This window comes from Catellatospora aurea (assembly GCF_042663325.1).
Taxonomy (GTDB): domain Bacteria; phylum Actinomycetota; class Actinomycetes; order Mycobacteriales; family Micromonosporaceae; genus Catellatospora; species Catellatospora aurea.
Window position 1 is genome coordinate 13,719 of record NZ_JBHTAC010000044.1, and the last position, 23,181, is coordinate 36,899.

Annotated in this window: 21 protein-coding genes and 1 tRNA gene; 7 read left to right on the forward strand and 15 right to left on the reverse strand. The window is 72.3% G+C overall.

Going from position 1 to position 23,181, the window contains the following annotated elements; genetic code table 11:
• Window positions 1-22: 22 nt before the first annotated feature.
• The 6 genes from hutH to ACFQO7_RS30085 are packed head-to-tail and all read right to left on the reverse strand — an operon-like array spanning window position 23 to window position 7,772.
• Window positions 23-1,558, reverse strand: a complete 1,536-nt coding sequence (hutH, locus tag ACFQO7_RS30060) for a histidine ammonia-lyase (protein WP_376809535.1) — start codon at window positions 1,556-1,558, stop codon at window positions 23-25.
• On the reverse strand, window positions 1,555-2,772 hold the full coding sequence (hutI, locus tag ACFQO7_RS30065; RefSeq protein ID WP_376809536.1) for an imidazolonepropionase: 1,218 nt from the start codon (window positions 2,770-2,772) through the stop codon (window positions 1,555-1,557). The genes hutH and hutI overlap by 4 nt, the downstream gene beginning before the upstream one ends.
• Complete coding sequence (locus ACFQO7_RS30070) at window positions 2,760-4,061, reverse strand: formimidoylglutamate deiminase (protein WP_376809578.1); 1,302 nt, start codon at window positions 4,059-4,061, stop codon at window positions 2,760-2,762. Before ACFQO7_RS30070 ends, hutI begins: the two co-directional genes overlap by 13 nt.
• Entirely contained in the window at window positions 4,061-5,260 is a 1,200-nt protein-coding gene (locus tag ACFQO7_RS30075) for an allantoate amidohydrolase (RefSeq protein ID WP_376809537.1), read from the reverse strand. Before ACFQO7_RS30075 ends, ACFQO7_RS30070 begins: the two co-directional genes overlap by 1 nt.
• Complete coding sequence (gene hutU, locus ACFQO7_RS30080; protein ID WP_376809538.1) at window positions 5,257-6,906, reverse strand: urocanate hydratase; 1,650 nt, start codon at window positions 6,904-6,906, stop codon at window positions 5,257-5,259. Before hutU ends, ACFQO7_RS30075 begins: the two co-directional genes overlap by 4 nt.
• An 8-nt stretch (window positions 6,907-6,914) precedes the next feature.
• Window positions 6,915-7,772 (reverse strand): MurR/RpiR family transcriptional regulator, encoded by an 858-nt coding sequence (locus tag ACFQO7_RS30085; RefSeq protein WP_376809579.1) that lies wholly within the window; start codon window positions 7,770-7,772, stop codon window positions 6,915-6,917.
• 123 nt (window positions 7,773-7,895) lie between these two features.
• Here ACFQO7_RS30085 and ACFQO7_RS30090 point away from each other — a divergent pair, with 123 nt between their 5' ends.
• Window positions 7,896-8,738 (forward strand): class I SAM-dependent methyltransferase, encoded by an 843-nt coding sequence (locus ACFQO7_RS30090; protein ID WP_376809539.1) that lies wholly within the window; start codon window positions 7,896-7,898, stop codon window positions 8,736-8,738.
• A gap of 56 nt (window positions 8,739-8,794) precedes the next feature.
• Window positions 8,795-9,634 carry an MOSC domain-containing protein gene (locus ACFQO7_RS30095; protein WP_376809540.1) on the forward strand — a complete coding sequence of 280 codons (840 nt, stop codon included), beginning with the start codon at window positions 8,795-8,797 and terminating at the stop codon, window positions 9,632-9,634.
• Here ACFQO7_RS30095 and ACFQO7_RS30100 read toward each other — a convergent pair.
• Window positions 9,627-10,142, reverse strand: a complete 516-nt coding sequence (locus ACFQO7_RS30100) for a GNAT family N-acetyltransferase (protein ID WP_376809541.1) — start codon at window positions 10,140-10,142, stop codon at window positions 9,627-9,629. The two genes, ACFQO7_RS30095 and ACFQO7_RS30100, sit on opposite strands and share 8 nt — an antisense overlap.
• Before the next feature lie 86 nt (window positions 10,143-10,228).
• Window positions 10,229-13,336 carry a M14 family metallopeptidase gene (locus ACFQO7_RS30105; protein WP_376809542.1) on the reverse strand — a complete coding sequence of 1,036 codons (3,108 nt, stop codon included), beginning with the start codon at window positions 13,334-13,336 and terminating at the stop codon, window positions 10,229-10,231.
• A gap of 181 nt (window positions 13,337-13,517) precedes the next feature.
• Between ACFQO7_RS30105 and ACFQO7_RS30110 the strand changes: the two genes are divergently transcribed.
• The gene (locus ACFQO7_RS30110) at window positions 13,518-13,874 is read left to right on the forward strand and encodes an MmcQ/YjbR family DNA-binding protein (protein ID WP_376809543.1); all 357 of its coding nucleotides are present in this window, start codon (window positions 13,518-13,520) and stop codon (window positions 13,872-13,874) included.
• Window positions 13,875-13,877: 3 nt separating this feature from the next.
• Here the strand turns inward: ACFQO7_RS30110 and ACFQO7_RS30115 are convergent.
• Together ACFQO7_RS30115 and bcp are read right to left on the reverse strand one after the other, a co-directional pair.
• Window positions 13,878-13,963 (reverse strand) — tRNA-Leu (locus tag ACFQO7_RS30115).
• A 32-nt stretch (window positions 13,964-13,995) separates the two neighbouring features.
• The gene (bcp, locus tag ACFQO7_RS30120; protein ID WP_376809544.1) at window positions 13,996-14,472 is read right to left on the reverse strand and encodes a thioredoxin-dependent thiol peroxidase; all 477 of its coding nucleotides are present in this window, start codon (window positions 14,470-14,472) and stop codon (window positions 13,996-13,998) included.
• 107 nt (window positions 14,473-14,579) lie between these two features.
• Between bcp and ACFQO7_RS30125 the strand changes: the two genes are divergently transcribed.
• Genes ACFQO7_RS30125 through ACFQO7_RS30135 form a run of 3 tightly spaced genes read left to right on the forward strand, consistent with a single transcriptional unit; the run spans window position 14,580 to window position 17,151 of the window.
• Window positions 14,580-15,623 (forward strand): energy-coupling factor ABC transporter permease, encoded by a 1,044-nt coding sequence (locus ACFQO7_RS30125; protein ID WP_376809580.1) that lies wholly within the window; start codon window positions 14,580-14,582, stop codon window positions 15,621-15,623.
• Window positions 15,624-15,625: 2 nt separating this feature from the next.
• Window positions 15,626-16,396: a cobalt ECF transporter T component CbiQ gene (cbiQ, locus tag ACFQO7_RS30130; protein ID WP_376809545.1), complete on the forward strand. Its 771-nt coding sequence runs from the start codon at window positions 15,626-15,628 to the stop codon at window positions 16,394-16,396.
• A complete protein-coding gene (locus ACFQO7_RS30135) occupies window positions 16,393-17,151 on the forward strand; it encodes an energy-coupling factor ABC transporter ATP-binding protein (RefSeq protein WP_376809546.1) in 759 nt (252 codons plus the stop codon). Before cbiQ ends, ACFQO7_RS30135 begins: the two co-directional genes overlap by 4 nt.
• Window positions 17,152-17,176: 25 nt before the next feature.
• Here the strand turns inward: ACFQO7_RS30135 and ACFQO7_RS30140 are convergent, their stop codons facing one another.
• The 5 genes from ACFQO7_RS30140 to ACFQO7_RS30160 all read right to left on the reverse strand — a co-directional run bounded on the left by ACFQO7_RS30140 (window position 17,177) and on the right by ACFQO7_RS30160 (window position 22,332).
• On the reverse strand, window positions 17,177-19,057 hold the full coding sequence (locus tag ACFQO7_RS30140) for a hypothetical protein (RefSeq protein WP_376809547.1): 1,881 nt from the start codon (window positions 19,055-19,057) through the stop codon (window positions 17,177-17,179).
• Between the two features lie 146 nt (window positions 19,058-19,203).
• On the reverse strand, window positions 19,204-20,328 hold the full coding sequence (locus ACFQO7_RS30145; RefSeq protein ID WP_376809548.1) for a hypothetical protein: 1,125 nt from the start codon (window positions 20,326-20,328) through the stop codon (window positions 19,204-19,206).
• A gap of 15 nt (window positions 20,329-20,343) precedes the next feature.
• Entirely contained in the window at window positions 20,344-21,072 is a 729-nt protein-coding gene (locus ACFQO7_RS30150; protein ID WP_376809549.1) for a thioredoxin domain-containing protein, read from the reverse strand.
• 86 nt (window positions 21,073-21,158) lie between these two features.
• The gene (locus tag ACFQO7_RS30155; protein WP_376809550.1) at window positions 21,159-21,731 is read right to left on the reverse strand and encodes a DoxX family protein; all 573 of its coding nucleotides are present in this window, start codon (window positions 21,729-21,731) and stop codon (window positions 21,159-21,161) included.
• Between the two features lie 31 nt (window positions 21,732-21,762).
• Window positions 21,763-22,332: a sigma factor-like helix-turn-helix DNA-binding protein gene (locus ACFQO7_RS30160; protein ID WP_376809581.1), complete on the reverse strand. Its 570-nt coding sequence runs from the start codon at window positions 22,330-22,332 to the stop codon at window positions 21,763-21,765.
• Window positions 22,333-22,531: 199 nt separating this feature from the next.
• On the opposite strand from ACFQO7_RS30160, the gene ACFQO7_RS30165 reads away from it, so the two are divergent.
• On the forward strand, window positions 22,532-23,179 hold the full coding sequence (locus tag ACFQO7_RS30165) for a hypothetical protein (protein ID WP_376809551.1): 648 nt from the start codon (window positions 22,532-22,534) through the stop codon (window positions 23,177-23,179).
• Window positions 23,180-23,181 lie beyond the last annotated feature (2 nt).

The following is a 23,181-nucleotide window of genomic DNA, read 5'->3' on the forward strand; positions in this document are numbered from 1 at the left end:
TGGCCGGGCGGCGGGGTGGGGGTCAGGCGAGTGGGCCGACTTCGGCCTCGATGGCGGTGAGGAGGTCGGGGCCGGAGACGGCGGCGCGGACCTGTTCCAGGATCGGGGCCATGAAGACGTCGGGGCCGGGGGTGCCGATGAGCGGGGTGAGCTGCTCGATGGCGATCCGGCCGGCAGGGGACGGGGTCAGCGGGGCGCGCAGCTGGAGGCCGCGTACCGCAGCCAGCAGTTCCACCGCGAGCAGGCTGGTCAGGTTGTCCAGGACGACCCGCAGCTTCTTCGCCGCGGCCCAGCCCATGCTGACGTGGTCCTCCTGCATGCCCGAGGTCGGGATGGTGTCCACGCTGGCGGGCGAGGCCAGCCGCCGGTTCTCGGCGACGATGCCCGCGGCGGTGTACTGCGCGATCATCAGGCCGGAGTTGACCCCGGCGTCGGGGCTGAGGAACGGCGGCAGGTCCCGCGAGCGGGTCATGTCCAGCAGCCGGTCGACGCGGCGCTCGCTGATCGAGCCGATCTCGGCGGCGGCGATGGCGAGGAAGTCCGCGGCGAAGCCGAGCGGCGCGCCGTGGAAGTTGCCCGTCGACTCGACCCGGCCGTCGGGCAGCACCACGGGGTTGTCGGCGAGGCTGACCAGCTCCCGGGCGGCGACGGTGCGGGCGAAGTCCAGGGTGTCCCGGGCAGCGCCGGCGACCTGCGGGGCGCAGCGCATCGAGTACGCGTCCTGCACCGCGTGCTCCAGGTCGTCCCGGTGGCTGTCCATGATCGAGGACTGCTGGAGCAGCTTGTACATGTTGGCGGCGCTCGCGCCCTGGCCCGGGTGCGGGCGGATCTCGTGGATCGACGGGTGGAACGGCCGGTCGGTGCCGAGCATGGCCTCGATGGACAGGGCCGCGGTCACGTCGGCGACGGTGCACAGGTGGCCCAGGTCGTCGCAGGCCAGCAGCAGCATGGCGAGCATGCCGTCGGTGCCGTTGATCAGCGCCAGGCCCTCCTTGGCGGACAGGGAGATCCCGGTGAGCCCGGCGGCGTGCAGGGCGTCCTCGGCGGCCACCCGGGCGCCGTCCTTGCCGAGCACCCAGCCCTCGCCCATCAGCACCAGCGCGCAGTGGGCGAGCGGGGCCAGGTCGCCGGACGCGCCGAGCGAGCCGTGCTCGGGCACCCACGGGGTGATGTCGTGGTTGAGCAGGTCGACGAGGGACTGGGCGACGAGGGGGCGTACGCCGGAGTGGCCCAGCGCCAGCGAGCGCACCCGCAGCAGCATCATGGCCCGCACGACCTCGCGCGGCATGGGCGCGCCGACGCCGGCGGCGTGCGAGCGGATCAGCGCGTGCTGCAGCTCGGCCCGGCGCTCGGGGGCGATGAACGTGTTGGCGAGCGCGCCGAAGCCGGTGGAGACGCCGTACACGGGGCGGCCGTCGCGCTCGATGTCATCGACGATGGCGCGGCTGGCCTGCATCGCGGCGATGGCGGCGTCGCTGAGGGACACCTGCGCGTCGGCGCGGGCCACCGCGGCGACGTCGCCGGGGGCTATGCCGGTGGGTTCGACGATGACGGTCATGAGAGCACTCCCTTGTGCGGAGATTCCGGATGGTGCGGCCCCGAGGCGTTAAGAAGGTGCCCTTCCTCTACGCAAAGCGATTGGAGGGTGCCCTTCCTTGCTACGGAGCGGATCAGCGGCACGCCGGGCCGGTAGGCCAGGTGCAGGTGAGAGGGGGCGTCGAGGACGATCAGGTCCGCGGACGCGCCGATACCGAGGTGGCCCAGGTCGGGGCGGCGCAGGGCGCGGGCGCCGCCTGCGGTCGCGGACCAGACGGCCTCGGTGGGGGTCATGAACATGTCCCGCACCGCGAGGGCGATGCAGAAGGGCATGGATGAGGTGTACGAGGAGCCGGGGTTGCAGTCCGAGGCCAGCGCGACGGTGACTCCGGCGGCGAGCAGGCGGCGCGCGTCGGGATACGGCGAGCGCGTCGAGAACTCCGCGCCCGGGAGCAGCGTCGCGACGGTGTTCGAGTGAGCCAGGGCGTCGACGTCGGCGTCGGACAGGTGGGTGCAGTGGTCGGCGCTGGCGCAGTCGAGTTCGACGGCGAGCTGCACGCCACCGCCCATGGTGAGCTGGTTGGCGTGGATGCGGGGGCGCAGCCCGGCGGCGATGCCCGCCTTGAGCACCCGGCGCGACTCCTCGACGTCGAACGCGCCGCGTTCGCAGAACACGTCGACCCAGCCCGCGTACGGCGCGCAGGCGTCCAGCATCGGGCCGGTGACCAGGTCCACGTAGCCGTCGGCGGAGTCGGCGGGTTTCACGTGCGCCCCGAGGAAGGTGACCTCGTCGGTGAACTCGCGAGCGATGCGAACCGAGCGCGCCTCCTCGGGAGTGCTGAGGCCGTACCCACTCTTGATCTCGATGGTGGTGGTGCCCTGCCGCAGCGCCTCGCCGACCAGCCGGGCCACGTTGGCGCGCAGCTCGTCGTCGGTGGCGGCGCGGGTCGCGGCGACGGTCGTGCGGATGCCGCCGCCGGTGTACGGCTCCCCGGCCATGCGCGCCGCGAACTCCGGCGCGCGGTCCCCGGCGAACACCAGGTGGCTGTGGCTGTCCACGAAGCCGGGCAGCACCGCCGCGCCGCGTACGTCGAGGCGCTCGTCGGCGGCGGGCGCGGCCGAGGCCGGGCCGACCCACTCGACCCGCTCGCCGACCACCATCGCCGCGTCCCGCAGCAGGCCCAGCTCGGGATCGTTCGTGGTCAGCTCGCCGATGTTGGTGATCAGAAGAGACACGTGATCGCCTCCTGCAGCTCGCGGGCCACGTCGACGGCGACGTGCCGCCCGTCCCGGACGATCTCGCGACCGTCGGCCATGACGTGGGTGACGTCGGCGGCGCTCGCCGCGAACAGCACGCCTTCGGGGTCGATCCCCGCGGTGCGCGGGCTGTCCAGGGCCACGGTCACCAGGTCGGCACGCGCCCCGACCTCGATCCGCCCGGCGTCGGGCCAGCCCAGGCTGGTGTGCCCGGTCGCCGTCGCCGCGGCCCTCAGCTCGGCCGCGGTGAAGTGGCCGCGCTGCTCGGTGGCGAGACGTTCGTGCAGCTCCAGGGCCCGTGACTCCTCGAAGAAGTCTATGACCGCGTGGCTGTCGCTGCCCAAGGTCAACCGGGTGCCCGCATCGGCCAGGGTGCGCGCCGGGCCGATGCCGTCGCCGAGATCGCGCTCCGTCGTGGGGCAGAAGCACGCGTACGAGTCCGACAGCAGCGCCATGTCCCGGTGCGTCAGATGGGTGGCGTGCACCGCCGTGAACGTCTCGTGCACCGCCCCGAAGTCCGCCAGCACCTCCGTCGGCGTACGCCCGTGCTCGGCCAGGCAGGCCTCGTTCTCGGCCCGCTGCTCGGACACGTGCGCGTGCAGCGGCCGCCCCGCCGCCCACGCCGCCACGGTCGCCATCTGTGTCAGCGGCACCGCCCGAACCGAGTGGATCGCCGCCCCGACCACCACATGAGGCGCGTCGGGCAGCGCGTCCACCCGATCCGCCCACCGCAGCGCGTCCCTGTCTCCGAACCGCAGTTGCGGCCCCTCCAGGGGCTTGCCGTCCACGGACGCGGTCAGGTAGAGCGTGTCCAGCAGCGTGATCCGCAGCCCCGCGTCCTGCGCCGCCGCGATCAGCGCGTGACTCATCGCGTTCGGGTCGCCGTAGGGCGTCCCGTCCGGCCCGTGGTGCAGGTAGTGGAACTCGCCCACCGACGTGATCCCGCCCAGCGCCATCTCCCCGTAGACGCCCCGCGCCAGCCGGTAGTACGAGTCCGGATCCAGCGCCGCCGCCACCCGATACATCTGCTCCCGCCAGGTCCAGAACGACCCCCGGTCGGCATGAGTCCGCCCCCGCAAGGCCCGGTGAAACGCATGGGAGTGCGCATTCGCGAATCCCGGCATCATCAACCCACTCCGATACACCGCTCCGCTCGCCAGATCGTCACGATCTTGGAGGCGGGTGATGCGGGCCAGGCGGTTTTCGCGGATCTCCAGAACGACGTCGGGGGCGACGCCGTCGGGGAGCCAGGCGTACTGGCAGTGGATCAGCACGCGAGGTCCTGGAGGACGGCTGCGAGGGCTTGGATGCCGGATTCGCAGTCGGCGTCGGGGGCATGTTCGGCAGGGGAGTGGGAGATGCCGGTCGGGTTGCGGACGAAGAGCATCGCGGTCGGGACGAAGGCGCTGAGGACGCCTGCGTCGTGGCCGGCGCCGGTGGGCAGGATCGGGGCGTCGTCGAGGAGTTCTGCCAGGCGGTCGCGTAGGCCGGTGTGGAACTCGGTCTCGGGGGAGACAGACTCGGCGGTCAGGGTGACCTTGGTGCCGTCGGTCAGGGCTCGATGTTGGGCGTGCAGATGTACGCCGGCGACGACCTGTTCCATCGTGTCGGGGGAGTCGGCGCGGGCGTCGAGCCAGGCGCTGACCTTGCCGGGGACGGCGTTGGTGGCGTTCGGGTAGACCTGGACGCGGCCGATCGTGGCGTGCGCGCCGAGGCGGCGGGCCTCGTCGTTCGCCGCCAGTACGGTGGACGCGAAGGTCAGCATCGGGTCGCGGCGGTCGGCCATCAGCGTGGTGCCGGCGTGGTTGGCCTCGCCGGTGAAGTCCAGCCGCCAGCGGCCGTGCGGCCAGATCGCGCTGGCCACGGCGACCGGGCGGTCCAGGTTCACCAGGGCGCGCCCCTGCTCGACGTGCAGTTCGACGTAGCAGCCGATCCGGTCCAGCAGGTCCGGCCGGGCCCCGGCCGGGCCGGAGCCGAGCGCCTCGCGCATGGCCGTGCCGAGGGTGACACCGTCACGGTCGGTCAGCGCCGCCGCGGCGGCCGGGTCGACCAGGCCCGCGAGCAGGCGCGAGCCGAGGCAGGCGAGCCCGAACCGGGAGCCCTCCTCCTCCGCGAAGACCGCGATGCCGATCGGGCGGGCCGGGGTGACACCCCGGGCCCGCAGCTCGTCGACCGCGAGCAGGGCGCTGACCACACCGAGCGGCCCGTCGTACGCCCCGCCGTGTGGCACCGAGTCCAGATGCGAGCCGGTCAGCACGGCGTCCCCCGCGGCGGGATCACCCCACCACGCGAAGATGTTGCCGTTGCCGTCCTCCTCGATCAGCAGGTCACGCGCCTTGGCCTGCTCGACGAACCAGCTCCGCATGGTCATCTCGGCCGGCCCGAACGCGTAGCGCAGGTAACCGCCGGAGTCCGCGTCCCGCCCCACCGGCGCCAGCTGCGCCCACAACTCCCCAAAAGCGCTCATGACTCACGCATCGGGATGCGGACGCCGCGGTCGGTGGCGACCTCGGCGGCGAAGTCGTAGCCCGCGTCGACGTGGCGGATGACGCCCATGCCGGGGTCGTTGGTGAGGACGCGCTCGATCTTCTGGGCGGCCAGGGCGGTGCCGTCGGCGACGGTGACCTGACCGGCGTGGATGGAGCGGCCGATGCCGACGCCGCCGCCGTGGTGGATGGACACCCACGAGGCACCGGAGGCGGTGTTGACCAGGGCGTTGAGCAGCGGCCAGTCGGCGATCGCGTCGGAGCCGTCAAGCATCGCCTCGGTCTCCCGGTACGGGGACGCGACGCTGCCGCAGTCGAGGTGGTCGCGGCCGATGACGATCGGGGCCTTCAGGGTGCCGTCGGCGACCATCTCGTTGAACCGGACACCGGCCTTGTCGCGCTCGCCGTAGCCGAGCCAGCAGATGCGGGCGGGCAGGCCCTGGAAGGCGACCTTCTCCTGCGCCATCTTGATCCAGCGCGACAGCGACTCGTTCTCGGGGAACAGGTCGAGCACGGCCTTGTCGGTGGCGGCGATGTCGGCCGGGTCGCCGGACAGCGCAGCCCACCGGAAGGGTCCCTTGCCCTCCTCGAACAGCGGCCGGATGTACGCGGGCACGAAGCCCGGGAACGCGAACGCGCGGTCGTACCCGCCGAGCTGGGCCTCGCCGCGGATCGAGTTGCCGTAGTCGAACACCTCGGCGCCCGCGTCCAGGAAGCCGACCATGGCCTCGACGTGCTTGGCCATGCTCGCGCGGGCCCGCTCGGTGAACTCCTCCGGCTTGTCGGCCGCGAACGCCTGCCACTGCTCCATCGACACGCCCTCGGGCAGGTACGACAGCGGGTCGTGGGCGCTGGTCTGGTCGGTCACGATGTCGATGGCGACGCCGCGGCGCAGCAGCTCGGGGAAGATCGTGGCGGCGTTGCCGACGACGCCGACCGACAGCGGCTGCCGGTCGCGCTTGGCGGCCAGGGCCAGCTCGATGCCGTGGTCGAGGGAGTCGGCGACCACGTCGAGGTAGCGGGTCTGCACCCGGCGGTCCAGGCGGGTCTTGTCGACGTCGACGATCAGGCACGCGCCGCCGTTCATGGTGACGGCCAGCGGCTGCGCGCCGCCCATGCCGCCGCAGCCGCCGGTCAGCGTCAGCGTCCCGGCCAGGGTCCCGTCGAACTTCTTGGCCGCGACGGCGGCGAACGTCTCGTAGGTGCCCTGCAGGATGCCCTGCGTGCCGATGTAGATCCAGGAGCCGGCGGTCATCTGGCCGTACATGGTCAGGCCGAGCTGCTCCAGGCGGCGGAACTCGGGCCAGGTGGCCCAGTCGCCGACCAGGTTGGAGTTGGCCAGCAGCACGCGCGGGGCCCACTCGTGGGTGCGGAACACGCCGACCGGGCGGCCCGACTGGACCAGCATGGTCTCGTCGTCCTTGAGCGTGGTCAGGGTGCGGATCAGCGCGTGGAAGCTGGGCCAGTCACGGGCCGCCTTGCCGGTGCCGCCGTACACCACCAGGTCCTGCGGGCGCTCGGCGACGTCCGGGTCGAGGTTGTTGCACAGCATCCGGATCGCCGCCTCCTGGGGCCAGCCCAGCGCGGTGCGGGTGGTGCCGGTAGCGGCACGGATGATCTGCTCCATCGTTTCCCCTATTCCGTGAAGACGCCGCGGCGGGTGGCCGAGCTCTCGAAGTGTTCGAGCCGGCGCTGGGTGGCCGCCGGGTCGACGTCGCTGATGGCCTGCAGCAGCACCATGGTCAGCACCATGGGGGCCGTGTGCAGGTCGAACACGAGCTGGGAGCCGACCGCGGCGGTGAGCGTCACGTCGGCGAGGTCGGTGGCCGGGCTGACCGGGGAGTCGGTCACCACGACGATCTTCAGGCCCAGGCCGCGGGCCTCGGTGAGGGCGTCGCGCAGTTCCCGGGGGTATCGCGGCAGCGCGTACGCCAGCACGGCCCGCGCGCCGGAGTCGGCGGCCTGTTCGAGCCGTTCGGCGAGCAGGCTGCCGCCGGTGTCCAGCACCCGGACCTCGGGGTGGATCTTGGCGGCGAAGTAGCCGAAGTAGCCGGCGAGCGGGGCGGCGGCGCGCAGGCCGACCACGGGCAGCGGGCGGCTGGCGGCGAGCAGCCCCGCCGCGGCGTGCACGGCGGCCGGGTCGGCGAGGTGGTCGGCCAGCCGGTTCAGGTTGGCCATCTCGTCGCGTACGGCGCGCTGCAGGTCGTTGTCGCCGTTCGGTGCGGTGGCGGTGCGCGGCCCCGCGGTCAGCTCGCGCAGCCGACGGCGCAGCGCCGGGTAGCCGTCGAAGCCCAGCGCCATCGCGAAGCGGGTCACCGACGGCTGGCTGACCTGTGCCAGCTCGGCGACCTCGGCGGCGGACAGGAAGGCGACGGTGTCGGCGTGGTGCACGATTTCGCGGGCGATGCGCCGCTGGGTGGGCGTCAGCCGGGCACCCTGCACGAGCGAGCGCACGTCAGCCGCAGCCCCGGTCGGCGCATCGGTTGTTGGCACCACATTCACAGCGACACTGTATGCAAAATTTCATTCAGCGACAATCTCGGGTCTGTCCGCGGGGCGGCCGGACATGATAGAACTCGCACACGAATTCATGTTCGCCGGTGGAAGGTGCGCCCCATGCCCGACCGCAAGACCCGGATCAGGCGGGCCGTGTCGCGCACCGCGCTGGCCCCGCTGGCCGCCCTGCCCAAGCGTCTGGCCAGGGTCGCCAAGCACGACGCCAAGGTGATCCGCCAGTCCGCGCGCTGGCTGGTGACCTCCCGCGAGCACCACAACTACACCTATGACCTGACGCCGCTGAACCGCGAGCACCTCGCCTGGTTCGTCAGCATCGTCGCCGAGGCCCCCGTCGCCGACGTGCGCGGCTGGATGGCCGAGATCGAGTCCGACACGGCGCTGCGCACGCACATCGAGCAGACCACCGCCCGTTCCGCCCGCCGGGGCCTGGCCGACAAGCAGGTCCGCTACGCCCGCCGGGTCGGCTGGTATGCCCTGGTCCGGGCGCGCAAGCCGCAGCACGTGGTGGAGACCGGCGTGGACAAGGGCCTGGGCACCTGCGTGCTGGCTGCGGCACTGCTGCGCAACGCCGCCGAAGGCCACCCGGGCCGGGTCACCTCCCTGGACATCAACCCCGAGGCCGGCTACCTGGCCAAGGCGGAGCCCTGGGCCGGCGTGGTGGACCTGGTCATCGGCGACTCCATCGCGACACTCGACGCCATGGACCGCCCGGTCGACATGTTCCTGCACGACAGCGACCACAGCGCCGGGCACGAGCAGCGCGAGTTCAACGCCGTCGAGCCGCACCTGTCCGAGCGGGCGCTGCTGCTCACCGACAACGTCACCATCACCACCGTGCTGCTCAAGCACGCGGAGAAGACCGGCCGCCGCTTCCTGGCCTTCCGCGAGCAGCCCAAGGAGCACTGGTACCCGGGCGACGGCATCGGCGCGGCCTGGCGCTGACCGCCCGGGTGCACGGAGCACCATCCGTTCGCGTGACGCGCTGATAACGTCGCGTCATGCGAGTGAGCGCGCTGCACACGTACCCGATCAAGGGCTGCCGCCGGATCGATCACCAGCGGGCGACCGTCGAGCCCTGGGGTCTGGCCGGCGATCGCCGCTGGATGATCATCGACCCGGACGGGGCACAGATCACGCAGCGTGATGTCGCCCGGCTCGCCCTGCTGCGGGCCGTGCCGGTGGATAGCGGTCTGGAACTGTCCTTCCCCGGCGGCGAGCCGCTGCTGGTCGCCCAGCCCGCGCCCGACCCGCTGGTGACCGCCACGCTGTGGGGGCGCATCAGCATGACCGCCACCGCGGCCGGCCCCGACGCCGACGCGCTGCTCAGCAAGGAACTCGGCCGCGACGTGCGGCTGGTCTGGATGGACGACCCGGCGAATCGCCGCCCGGTCGACCCCGACTACGCCGTGCCCACCGACCGGGTCTCCTTCGCCGACGGCTTCCCGCTGCTGCTGGCCAGCACCGCCTCGCTGGACCGGCTCAACGACTGGATCGCCGAGTCGGGCTCCGACGAGGGCCCGCTGCCGATGGCCCGGTTCCGGCCCAACGTCGTGGTCGACGGCGCGCCGCCGTTCGCCGAGGACGAGTGGCTGGGCCGGCGGCTGCGCATCGGCACGCTCGTGTTCCGGGTCGCCAAGCCGTGCGGCCGCTGCGTGGTCACCACCACCGACCAGGAGACCGGCGAACGCGGCCGCGAACCGCTGCGCACCCTGGCCCGCCACCGCAATGTCGGCCAGCAGCTGCTGTTCGGCTCCAATCTGATCCCCGACACGTTCGGTGAGATCGTGGTCGGCGACGAGGTCGAGGTGCTGGACCGGTTCCGGGCTGAGCTCAGCTGAGGTCGAGCCACATGAGGACCTCGTCGCGGTCGTCGCCGGGGGCCACCCGCAGCGCGCCCGGCAGCCGGCCGACCTCCCGGTAGCCCAGCGGCCCGTAGAAGCGCTCCAGGCCCATGCCGCCGCGCACCGTGATGTGCAGGCCCGCCAGCCCCATCTCGCGGCCGATCCGCTCGCCCTCGCGCATCAGCGCCGCGCCCTCGCCCCGGCCCTGGCGGCGCGGGTGCACCATGACCCGGCCCAGCGTGCGCCAGTGCTCGCTCAGCGCGAACCGCTGACTGACCAGGATCAGCATCGCCGCGACGACGCCGTCCTCGTCGTAGCCGACCAGCAGCCGGTCGATACCGGCCGCGATCCCGTCGAACGCCGCCTGGGCCACCGGCGCGACGTCGTCCCGGGTCACCTGCCCCACGAAGCCGATCGACCCGCCCGCGTTCGACGCGTCGGTCCACAGCGTGATGATCTGCTCACGTACGACGTCCGTCAGCTCAGGGTCCAGCTCAAACCGCATGATCCTGATCTTAAGAAGCCCGCCCCGAGCAGAAGGAAGGGCACCTTCCACAACGCATGCGTTGTGGAAGGTGCCCTTCCTTTCACTCAGTACCCGAGCAGGTGCTTCATCGAGCGCTTGACCAGGTCGTTGCGCTCTGCCGGGGTCAGGCCCTCGGCGCCGAATCCGGTGAAGACCGTGTCACGGGTGATCACGATCGAACCCTCCTCGAACGCCTGCTGGCTGCGCACCCAGGTGTTGCTGCCGCCCGACGAGCCGTCCGGCGGTGCGGCGACCGTGAAGCCGCCCAGGCCGTCCTCGAACGAGGTGGTCGCGAGCGGCGCGCCGTCGGCGCTGACCGTCACGTCGTCGAGGAACACGCCGAGGCCCTGCGTGCCCCAGTCGGACGCGTACGAGATCGAGATCTCGATCTGCTGGCCCGCGTACGGGGTCAGGTCGTAGGCGAGCTCCGTCCAGCCCCCGGAGGGACCGGTCAGCGCGTGCCACGTGCCCGTCGTGCCGGTCGGGGCGCAGTCCGCCGTCTGGTAGTGCGCCAGGAACGGGTGCAGGGTGGCCCAGCCGCTCGCGCAGCTGTCACCGGTCTCCTGGGTGCTGTGCCCGGTGGTGTCCGGCAGCGTGGTCCAGGTGTCCGAGCCGACCGGGTGGACCTCCACGAACATGAAGTCCCAGTTCGGCTCGGTGTCGTACGACGACCAGAACCGCAGCTCGCCGGAGGACTTCCCGGTCAGGTCCACGGTCCGCGACAGCCGCTTGTACGACACGTCCGACCGGTCGCTGTAGAGGTACCAGTCACCGGTGCGCGGGTCGAACGGGGCCGCTCCCGGGCGCAGCCAGTCCACCGGGGACGAGCTGGTGAACTGCGGGAACTGTGCCGGGGGCAGGAAGCTCGACGTGGTCAGGAACGATGCGCTGTGCGTCTGGTTGCCCGCCGAGCCCGCCTCGTTGAGCGTGCCCGCGAAACCGCTGAACGCGCCCGTCCCGCCGCCGACGTCGTACGGCTCGCCGCTCGGGTCGGTGCCGCCGTCGCTGACGTAGTTGTACGCCCCGAGGTAGTACTGCATGAAGTCGTTCAACAGCGGCAGACACGGGTACGCCCGCACGGTGCACTCCGGCTGCGCCGGCGCGTCCGGGTGGTAGAAGTAGGCCCCGTCCGCCGACTGGGCGAACAGCGCGTTCTGGCCCGTGAGCAGCAGCTTGCCGCCCTCGTTCAGGTAGTCGCGCACGGCCAGCTCGATGTCGAGCGCGGCCTTCGCCGCGGTGCCGCCGGGCTGCCCGGCCGACCGCAGGATGATGTCGTCGCCGGTCTCCCAGACGATCGCCTTGTAGTGCGACAGCACGCCCAGGTGGTGCGGCGCCTTGCGGCCCATCACGTCGAAGTCGTACACGTCGCTGGAGTAGCCGGCCGCGGTCAGCGACGCGGCGTAGTCCGCGGCGTACTTCGCCGTGGTCACACCCTGGGCCGGGCTGATGCCCGTCACGTCCTCCGCGGCGAGGATCAGCACCTTGCCGCCGACGTCGTCGTGCACCCGGTAGGTGAAGTGGTCGCCGGCAACCGCGCCGGAGCGGCCCGGTGTCACGGAGAACCCGCTGAACCACACCTCGACCTGGTCACCGGGCTTCTGCCCGGTCACCGTGCCGCGGAACTCGGCGTAGTAGTCGTCGTTCTCGTCGCCGTAGCGCTCGCCGCCCTTCCACTCCTTCACCGAGCCGGACTTCGTCGCCCCACCGTTGATCTTCCAGTTCACCTTGACGTTCTTCAGCGTCCGGCGGATCGTCGCGGCGACGGCCTGGCTGCGGCCGTACGACACGTCGAAGCTGTCGGTCACGAAGTGCGGGGTGACGTGGCCCAGCACGGACGCCGGGTCGTCCGGCCGCGCCGCCGACTTGGCCAGCGACAGCGCGAACGGGATGTTCTTGGCGAACTCCGCTTGGATCAGCTCCTCGTCGTCCGGGAAGTTGAAGCCGCTGGCGCAGTCCTCGGCCAGCCACTCGTCGTCCGGAATGGAGTTCGACACCGTCTCGCAGGTGGTCATCTCGGGCGTGAAGCCGAGCGTGCCGTACCTGGCCTGCATGTGCGAGTCGACGTCGCCGTTGGTGGTGTACAGCTCGGCCGAGATGTCCGGGTCGTAGCCGGGCACCGCCGGGTTCGCGTCGTCACCGGCCAGCGCCTGGTAGATGACGTCGTCCGGGCTCGGCGTGCTGACCTGCCAGCCCGTGCCGTAGAGCAGCAGCTCCGCGGCCGAGTGGTAGTTGACGTAGTAGTCCGGGCGCACCCGCTTGAAGAACGAGTCGAGCGCCTTGCTCTCCGGCTCCGAGTTCGGGCCGCTGCCGCGGTAGGTCTCACTGGACGGGTCAGGTGAGGAACCCTCGTTGTCGTAACCCCACTTGAAGGCGTAGTTGCGGTTCGGGTCCACGCCGTCGCCCGCCGTGATCTGCCCGTCGCCGTTGTTGTCACGCAGGTTCTTGCGCCACAACCGGTTGCCCTCGGTGAACGTGAAGTCGTAGCCGTCCGGGTTGACCACCGGGAAGAAGTACAGCTCACGCGTCTTGATCAGGTTGGTCAGCTCGGCGTTCGTGCCGTAGCCGTCGACGTAGTGGTGCAGCAGCCGGCGCACCATCTCGGGCGTGATCCACTCGCGGGCGTGCTGTGCCCCGTTGTAGACCACCGACGGCTTGAGCCCGTCGGGCAGCACGCGCGCGCCCAGGCTCAGCTTGATCCCTCGGATCGGCTTGCCCTGCACCGAGTGCCCGATCGTCACCAGCTTGGTGATCGTCGGGTTTTCCGCCGCGATCTTCTCCAGCTCCTCGCGCAAGCCGCCGGGCCCGCTGTACGGCCGGTACACCACGTTGCCGGCCAGCGCCTGCTTGCGCAGCGCGTCCGAGGCCTTCTGGCCGCGGATCATCTTCACCGACAGCGGCACACCGCGTCCGGCCAGCCGCGACGCCTCCACTTCGGAGAGCACCGCCTCGACCTTCACCTTGCCGCCGGCCAGCGGCGCGGTCCGCAGCTCCTCGTTGTCGATGCCGAGCTTGCGGAACTGCTCCAGCTGGTTCTGATCCAATTCGCCCACGTACACGTCGAGCGGGTTCCTGGCCCGATCGCCGTCACCGACGGGTTTCGCGCTCGCCGGCACGACCAGCGCGATCGCGCCGACCATGCCGAGGCACACCGCCACGACTCGAAGTTTCCTCACTGCCCCTCCAGGGTGTCGAAGGACTCGCGCAAGGAGCCTTTCGGAACACCGTTAAATGTGTCAATAGAACACGCCCTTTCCCGGCCGTGTGGTCGGGAATGTCACCGGTGAGGGGCAGACTGGTGGACGCGGCGCCTGGCCCAGGCTAGAGGTGCCGCGACCGGCGGCACGGGAGGCGCGAATGGTCACGGTGGAACAGGTGCGGCAGGTCGCGTTGTCGCTACCTCGGGCATACGAGGCGTTGGTGCGCGACCGGGTCAAGTTCCGGGTGGGCCGGATCGTGTTCGCCGCCCTGTCCGCCGACGAGACGGAGCTGGGCTTCGGCTTTCCGAAGGAGGCGCGCGACGCGCTGGTGGCGGCCGAGCCGGCCAAGTTCTTCCTGCCCCGGGCGTCCGACCTGCGCTACCACTGGGTCGAGGCCAGGATGGCCGCGCTCGACCCCGACGAGCTGCCCGAGCTGATCACCGACGCCTGGCGCATGTGCGTCCCGAAGCGCGTCGCCGCCGAACACCTGCGCACGCTTGGTTCGGGGCGGTGAGGATGGTGCGGGAGGGGGGACTCGAACCCCCACGTCCTCTCGGACACCAGGACCTAAACCTGGCGCGGCTGCCATTACGCCACTCCCGCTGAACCGAACCGCAGTGTAGCGGTTCGGCCCGTCAGTCGAGTTTGAGATCCCGGCGGAGCTTGGCGACGTGGCCGGTGGCCTTGACGTTGTAGAAGGCGTGCTCGATCTGGCCCTTCTCGTCGATGACGAAGGTGGACCGGATGACGCCCTGCACGACCTTGCCGTAGTTCTTCTTCTCGCCGAACGCGCCGTAGCTGGTGAGCACGGCCTTGTCCTGGTCGCTGACGAGCGGGAAGGTGATCGCGTCGCGCTCGACGAACTTGGCCAGCTTCGCGGGCGCGTCGGGGGAGATGCCGACGACGGCATACCCCTTGGCGGTGAGCGAGGCGAGCGAGTCGCGGAAGTCGCAGGCCTGGGTGGTGCAGCCGGGGGTCATCGCGGCCGGGTAGGCGTACAGCACGACCTTCTTGCCGCGCAGGTCGGACAGGTGGAGCGTGCCGCCGTCGGCGGTCGGCAGGCTGAAGTCGGGGGCGGCGTCGCCGGGGGCGAGTCGTACGTTCTCCGTCACACCGGCCACCCTATCCGTGCCGTCTGCCTGCGCAGGTGAGGGCAGGACCGACGCAGCTTATTGCAAGTCTTTTGCAACAACCCTAGGCTGGCTGAGTGAATATCGCGATGCACATCTCCAACGGCATCATCGGCGGGCCGGTCTCGCTGGCGTACGGCGTGGTCGCCGTGGGGCTGCTGGCCCTCTGCCTGGGCCGCGCGCGCCAGGACCTCAACGACCGGCTGGCCCCGATGGCCGGCCTGGTGGCCGCGTTCATCTTCGCGGTGCAGATGCTCAACTTCCCGGTGCTGCCCGGCGTCAGCGGGCACCTGCTCGGCGGCGCGCTGGCCGCGGCGCTGGTCGGCCCGTGGGTCGGCGCGCTGTGCGTCTCGGTCGTCCTGATCGTGCAGGCGCTGGTCTTCGCCGACGGCGGCATCAGCGCGCTGGGCCTCAACATCTCCAACATGGCGCTGCTCGGCACCGCCGTCGGCTACCTGGTGCTGGTCGCGCTGATGAAGCTGCTGCCGCGCACCGCCGCGGGCGTCGGCCTCGCCGTGTTCCTGGCCTCGATCGTCTCGGTGGTGCTCGCCTCGCAGGGCTTCGTGCTGCAGTTCGTGCTCGGCGGCGAGGTGCCGCTGACCATCGGCTACGGGCAGATCTCGGCGACCATGGCCGGTGTGCACGCGCTGATCGGCGTCGGCGAGGGCCTCATCGCGGCGGCCGCCGTCACCACGGTGGCCAAGGTGCGCCCCGACCTGGTGTACGCGCTGCGTGGCTCCCGCCTGGAGCAGCCCGTGACCGGCGGCGTACCGACCAGGGTCTTCGTGATCGGTGGCCTGGCCGTCGCCGCGGCGCTGGCCGGCGGTGTCAGCTACCTGGCGTCGGGCTCCCCGGACGGTCTCGACGCGACCACCCTCACCGGCTGCACCGTCGACGCCGACGGGGCGATCACCGGCGGCAGCTGCATCGCGCAGCAGGCAGCCGACCATGAGCTGGGCGGCTCGTTCCTCGCCGACTACGGCATCAAAGGCCTGGACAACGCGACCGGCCTGGCCGGGCTCATCGGCGTCGCGCTGACCTTCGCGATCGGCCTGGCGATCTTCTGGGCCGTGCGCCGCCGCCGCCATGCTTCGGCCGAGCAGGCCCCGACCGCTGTGGCCGCGGAGAAGTAGCCGTGGGCGCGGGGCACACCCATCCGATGTACGTGCACGGGCACTCATCCGTGCACCACTTCGCGCCCGAGGTCAAGATCGCCGCGTCGGTGCTGTTCACCGTCGTGGTGGTGGCGACCCCACGCGAGCTGCTGCCCGCCTTCGGGGCGTACGCGCTGATCGTCGCGGCGCTCGCGGTGCTGGCGCGGATCCCGGCCGGGTGGCTGGCCCGGCGCAGCCTCATCGAGCTGCCCTTCGTGGCGACCGCGGTGCTGCTGCCGTTCTTCGCCGCGGGCCCGCGCACCGACGTGCTCGGGCTGTCGGTGGCCGTCGAAGGCCTGTGGGCCGGCTGGAACATCCTGGTCAAGGGCACGCTCGGCGTGCTCATCGCGCTGCTGCTGGCCGGCACCACTCCGGCCCGCGACGTGCTGATCGGCCTGGACCGGCTGCGCACCCCGCAGGCGATCACCCAGATCGCCCTGTTCATGCTGCGCTACCTGGACGTGCTCGCCGACGAGGCGCGGCGCATGCGCATCGCCCGGCTGTCCCGGCTCGACGACCCGCGTTTCCTGTGGCAGGTGCGCGGCTTCGCCGCCGGGCTCGGCACACTGTTCCTGCGCGCGTTCGAACGCGGCGAACGGGTCTTCCTGGCCATGCGCTCGCGCGGCTACACGGGGCGGCTGCCCGCGGCGCTGCACGAGGGCAGCGTGGCCACCGCCCGGCAGTGGGCGATCGGGGCCGTGGTGCCCGCGCTCGCCGTCGTCGTCCTGCTCACGGATAGGTTCCTGGTATGACCGCGCTGCTGCTCGACGACGTGCGATACGCCTACCCCGACGGCCACCAGGCGCTGCACGGCGTGAGCCTGCGCATCGAGCCCGGCGAGCGGGTCGCCCTGCTCGGCCCGAACGGGGCGGGCAAGACGACGCTGGTGCTGCACCTCAACGGCATCCTGCCCGCGTCCGGCCTGACCGGCTCGTCCGGCTCGGTGTCGGTCGGCGACCGCACCGTCGACCCGAAGGACCGGCCCGGCCTGGCCGAGATCCGCCGCCGCGTCGGCCTGGTCTTCCAGGATCCGGACGACCAGCTGTTCCTGCCGACGGTCGGCGAGGACGTGGCGTTCGGCCCGGCGAACCTGGGCCTGCGCGGCGCGGAACTGGTGGCGCGGGTCGACGAGGCGCTGGCCGCGGTCGGCATGGGCGACGTCAAGGACCGGGCTCCGCATCACCTGTCGCTGGGTCAGCGGCGCCGGGTCGCCGTCGCCACGGTGCTGGCGATGCGGCCCGACCTGCTGGTCATGGACGAGCCGTCGTCCAACCTGGACCCGCAGGCGCGGCGCGAGCTGGCCGAGATCGTGCTGGGGCTGGACGTGACGTTGCTGATGGTCACCCACGACCTGCCGTACGCGCTGCAGCTGTGCCCGCGCTCGGTGATCCTGGACGGCGGCCGGATCGTGGCGGACGGGCCGACCCGCGAGCTGCTGTCCGACACCGAACTGCTGGCCCGGCACCGGCTGGAACTGCCGTACGGATTCGCGGTCCCGGTGGCCTGACGCCACCGGGACCCGCCGTCGGGCGTCAGCGCCCGCGCACCTGCTGGCGGACCGTGGTCCAGACGCGGTTGCCGAACCTGGTGTGCCGGATCCGGCGCAGCAGGCGCACCGGGGCGCTCTCGGGCCCGAACGCCGCCGGCCGCGCGGTGACCCGGGCGTAGGTGCTGCCGGTGGCCGGGAGCGTGGTCTCCGGCTCCAGGCGCTCGGCGGCGACCGCCAGCGTGGTGAACTGCTGCAGGATGCGCGCGTCCGGGCGACCACCCAGCCTGGTGCTGCGCAGCGCCTTCTCGACTGCCGGTTTGTGCATGAGCCCGGCGAGCGTGCCGCCCGCGGTGTCCAGGAGGTCGCTCACCGCCGCCACGCCGTCGCCCTCCCAGACGCGGGTGGCCGTGGACCGCCCGGTGTGGAGGCTGACGAAGGGCACGTCCGCCCACTCCGGCACCAGCCGGGCGATGATGCCGGTGTGCAGCAGCCGCTCGCGCTTCTGTTCCGGGGTCAGCGCGAACGTGGTGGCGACGAAGCCCGGCGCCAGGAATGGAGTGATCATGCCGGTGGTGTACGCGGAGGTGGACCAGCGGCGCATCCGTTCCACGAGGTAGAGGTAGTCGAGCAGGTGCAGCCCGCGGACGCCCCTCGCCTCCGCGTGCTGGAAGATGCCTTCGATCCGGTCGCGTTCGGCGGCGAACACGGCCGGCGCGATGGCCGCCGCGGGTGCGCCGGCGAGCAGCTTGCCCATGCCCGCCTGCCGAGGCGTGACCGCCGGGCCGCCGGCCGGCGGATACCAGTAGCCGACGGCCAGTTCGCCGGCCGCGCCGGTGTACGTGGCCGGGCTCATCCGCTCGGGCGGCAGCGGTGAGTCGGCCGGGCGGGTCAGGTAGCTGGACGGAAACTGGTGGTCGTAGCGGTCGCGCAGGTATCGGGCGCGCTCGCGCAGACCGGTGTTCAGCACCTTCGCCGGGGCCCCGGCAAGCCGGAGCACGTGTTCGGGATCGAGGCCGCGCCGGTCGCGCAGCAGCTGCACCAGCTGCTCCGCCACGCGCCCCTCGGCCGCGGTGTCCGTGTAGGTGAGGAAGCGGGGAAGACGATCGGCCGCGACCAGCGTGGCGGCGATCAGGCGGGAGTCCTTGCCGCCGGACAGGCCGAGGGTGATCTGGTCGGCGTAGAGCCGGGGCACGCCGGCGGCGACGCGGGTGAGCGCGTCGGCGGCTCGGTCGAGCTGCTCCGCGACGGGGCGGCCCTGGCCGGCGAGCCCTTCGGCGACCACGTCGTCGACCGCGTACCGGAGCTCGCTGTCCAGGCTCCAGCCACCACCGGGGAGGCGTCGACCGGTCGCCCGCTCACCCGGTCGCAGCTGCCGGGTCCCGGCCACCGGGGACAGGTCCCCGCCGAAGTGCCCGCAGACGGTGTACGAGGTCCAGCCGGCCAGGTCGGGCTGCGGCGTCCCGTGCAGGAACGTGGCGAGCAGTCCGGGCCGGGTGCAGTAGGCGGTGACCCCGTCGGCGGTGCCGGTGAACACCCGGGCCATGCCGAGCCAGTCCTGCTGCAGGCTGAACCGGTCGGTGTCGAGCGCCAGCAGGCCGAACGGCGGCACCACGGCACGGTGCACGTCCTCGGCGGCCAGCAGCCGCTCGGCCAGCGCCGCCGCACCGCCGTCGGCGTCGACCCCGACGGGGATGCCGAGGGAGACCGCAGTGACCGGACCGGCGGTCTCCACGGAGGGCCACCGGAACGCTCCCCGGTCGGCCGGGTGCAGGACGGTGACGCCCCAGTCCTCGCCACCGAAGTCGTGCCGCGTCCACGATGCCGGCACGAGCCCGTCGAGCGCCTGCGTGAACCGGACCGCACGCTGCGATCGCGCCTCATCGGACACCGCGACATGGGCAAACCAGCACAGCATGAGCTGCATGCAAATACCCCCAGGTCGACTGCTGAGGGCGCAACTTAACGCGCTCGTAACGTTGTCGCTGTCCCCGATTCCTGTTCGGGGGGATAGCCGACCGAAAGGCTGACCTCAGATTGACCGGGGATCGGGTGGCGATCCGCCACCCGGGGTCAGGCGGGCGCTGCCGGGGTGGCGCCGGCCGCCGGCGGGCTGACGTCGGTCGGCACAGCGCCGTCCGCCGGGTCTGCCGCGCTGCCGGAGGTGGTGCCGCGCAGGCGGAGCATGCCGGCCGCGGCGACACCCACGCCGAGGGCGATCACGGTGGCGACGATGACCCGGGCCGTGGCGTCGCCCCACGGGATCGGGGCGATCGAGCGATGGAACACCGCCGCGTTGACCATGCCCGCGAACAGCCCGACCGCGGCCGCGCCCAGCGCCAGCGCGAAGTCGCCCGCAGCCCGGCGGGACAGCGAGTACGCCCCGGCGGCGATCGCGGCCAGCGCGCTGACCACGGCCCACAGCTGCACCGTGAGCAGTTCCAGCAGGATCGGGCCGAGGGTGTGGTTGCCCGCGTCGATCTCGCGCCCCACCGCGTACACGAGCGCGAGCACACCGGCGGCGATGGCGGCCACGGCGAGCACGACGGTGATCGCGCGGGGGCGGCCGCGGACCAGGCCGAGCAGGGCGACGGCCAGCGCACCGGCGACGGCGGCGATCCACCAGGTCACCGGGTTCGGCGGCGGCACCCAGTCGAGCACGCCGGTGACCTGCAACGGGGTCACCTCGGTGCGCATCGGCACAGTCCACTCGCGAATGCGGTGCGGCTGGTCCGGCGCGGCGGCCACGGCGGGTGGCTCTGCCGGCTCGGTCCAGATGGCGCGCTGGTCGTGCCAGCGGTACACCGGCTCGTCGCTGACCTTGCGCCACTCCGGCGGCACCGTCGGGTCGGCGTGCGCGGGCGGGTCGACGTGCGCGATGGTGATGTTGAGGTACGTGGCGGGGGAGTGGATGTTCTCGTACACCCCGTCGGGGCGTACCTCCAGGTAAGGCTCGTTGCTGTAGCCCAGGACCTCGACCGGCTTGCCGCTGTGGTTGGTCAGCTGCAGCCGCGCGCCCGCCTCGATCGTGATCACTTCGAGGCCGGGCAGGTCGGGCGTGCCGGTGATGACGGTGCGGTAGTTCGTGGCGTCGGGGGCGTCGGCCCCGTGCGCGGCGGCGGGGGAGGCGAGGGTGAACAGCAGGGTGAGCGCGGTCCCGAGGACCGCGCCCACCCGCCGTGCCGTGAGGGGTGTCATCTGCTCCTGCTCAGGTCAGCTCGCCGACGGGGTGGCTCCGCCGGCGGCGGCGACCGCGGCGGCGATCTGCGCCGCGCTCGCCTGGGTGGGCTTGCCGTTGACCAGGACGGTCGGGGTGCCGGTGACCCCGGCCCGGCCGGCCTCCTCGCTGACGTGGTTGGTCCAGGTGAGGAAGCGCTTGTCGCGTACGCACTGGGCGAAGTCGTCGCCGAGCCCGGCCTGCCGGCCGAGCACGATCAGATCGTCGTCGGTGGGGCCGGCCCCGCCCTCGGCGGGCTGGTTGTCGAACAGCACGTCCGAGAACTCGGTGAACTTGCCGTACTCGGCGGCGCAGCCCGCGGCGGCCGACGAGCGCGTCGAGTACCGGTTGGTGGACGCGCCGTCGAGGTACGCCACCGGGTGCGTCACCAGGGTGATCTTGCCGTCGGCGGCGAGCTGCGCGATCGAGGCGGCCGCCTCGTCGTGGAAGCTCTTGCAGTGCGGGCAGAGGTAGTCGACGTACTCGTCGACGACGACCGGCCCGCTGCCGGTGACGATGCCGTTGCCGGCGGCGTTCGCCCCCTTCGGGGCGGTGTAGTCCGTCGTCTTGGAGCCCGCGTAGATGCCCCAGCCGATCAGACCGGCGATGACCAGCGCCGACACGGCGGCGATGGAGATCCACATGGTGCGCTTACGGCGCTGCTCCTTGGCGATCTGGTCCCGCACCATCCGGGCGGCGGCGTTTTGATCTTTCCTGCTGCTCATGCCCGCTCCTCGCTACGCTCGTCGCGTGCACGTGCACTGGGCCTGCTGATTCGCTCGCTGCGCTCGCTCATGCGCGCCGCCCCAGGTCAGGCCCGCTCGCGGCGCGGGGCCGCGTGGTCGCTCGATTCGTCACTTTCTTCCTCCAGCACGTCGTCATCCGCCGGGAGTCCGGCGGAGAACGGTCGGTCCAGTCGTGCGTCGAGGGAGAAACGGCTGACCGGGTAGATGATCAAAAAGATGGCCATCGCGAGGAAGGCCACATCCCGGAAGATCTCCGGAAGATAGTTGGGCGTCACCCCGGGCGGCAGCTGGCCGCCCTTGCTGAAGCACCCGCAGTCGATGTTCAGGCCGCGGGCCCAGGCCGAGCTGATGCCCGCGATGAAGGCGACCATCATGCCCGCCGACAGCCACGCGGCCAGCCGGGTGGCGAGGCCGACCAGGAGCAGCAGGCCGACGACGATCTCCACGAAGGGCTGGATCGCGCCGACGACCATCGCGGCGTCGTACGACATGATCTGGTACGCGTTCACGGCGCGGCCGTTGGCGGCCAGGTCGGTGACCTTGAGCCCGCCCGCGACCAGGAAGATCCCGGCCAGACCGAGCCTGACCAGCAGGCTCACCCACGGCTGGGCCCTGCTCCAGCCGGTGCGCTCGTCCATCGTTCTCCTCCTTCGCCCCCGCGAGGCCGCCTCAGGCGGCTAAGGCGCTAACGACGTCGTCCACCAGTTCGGCGCGGGCACGCGCGACCCGGGACCGGATCGTGCCGACCGGCACCTCCTGCACCGCGGCCGCCTGCTCGTACGACAGCCCCAGCAGCTGGGTCAGCACGAACGCCTCCCGGCGCTCCGGGGACAGCCGGTCGAGCAGCTGCGCCGCCCCGATCTGGCCCGCCGGGTCCGGGTGCGGCCCGCTGACCAGCACCTGTGCGGCCAGGCGGACGCCCAGCCGGCGCTGCCTTACCACCGTACGCAGATGGTCGGCGCAGGTCCGCCGGGCGATGCCGAGCAGCCAGGTGCGCACCGTCGAGCGGCCCTCGAACGCGGGCAGCGCCCGGAACGCCCGCAGATACGTCTCCTGGGTGAGGTCGTCCGCGCTGCCCGGGTCGACCAGGGCGGCCACGAAGCGCCACACCTCGGCCTGGGTGGACCGGACGAACGCGGCCTGCGCCACCGGGTCGCCGGTGCGGGCCGCCAGCGCCCACTCGGTGGCCGGGTCGACGGCGGAGTCCGCCTGCCGCGCCTGGGCCGCGGCGAGCGGCAGCTCGGTTATCAGGGCCGGTTCCGCGCGCCCGCCATCCCGGGCGACGGGGACACCGTCGTCCGCGAGCGTGTCGTCTCGGGGCACGGGGGGCACGGGGAGCAAGCCTAACCGCCGTCCGGGCTCACCCCCGGCGGTGACGGCACGCGTGTCCTGGGACACCGGCGGGAACTGAACGCCCCCGCGCGGCGACTACCCGCCCATGACGAACTGCGAGGAGGTGCGCGTCGGGCTGTCCGCGCGGCTGGACGGCGAGGCCGATGCCTGGGCCGCGCAGGCCGGGCTCGCGGCGGACGTGCTCGACCGGCACCTGGCCGGGTGCGCGGACTGCCGCACCTGGTCGCGGGCCGCCGAGCAGCTCACCCGGGCGGTGCGCGTGCAGGCGGTCGCGGTGCCCGACCTGACCGTGCCGATCCTCGCCGCGGTCGCGGCCGAGCGGCACGGTGCGGCGTCGGCGGCCCGGCGGCAGGCGCAGGGGCGGCGGCAGATCCTGCGGATCGCGCTCGGCGCGACCGCCGTGGTCCAGGTGCTGCTGGCGCTGCCGGCGCTGTTCGCGGGCGGCGGCGACCTGCACACCGGCCGGGAGGCGGCCTCGTTCGACATCGCGCTCGCGGTCGGTTTCGCGCTGGCCGCCTGGCGGCCGGACCGGGCCCGCGCGTTCGTGCCGGTGGCCTTCGTGCTTGCCGCCTGCCTGATCATGACCAGTGCCTTCGACGTCGCCGACGGCGTGACCGCGCTGGCCCACGAGATCGGCCACGCCGCCGCGCTGGCGCAGGCCGGGCTGCTGTGGGCATTGAGCCGCACCACCACCTCGCGCGAACCCGCCCGCCCCGTTACGGTCGCCCCGTGAGT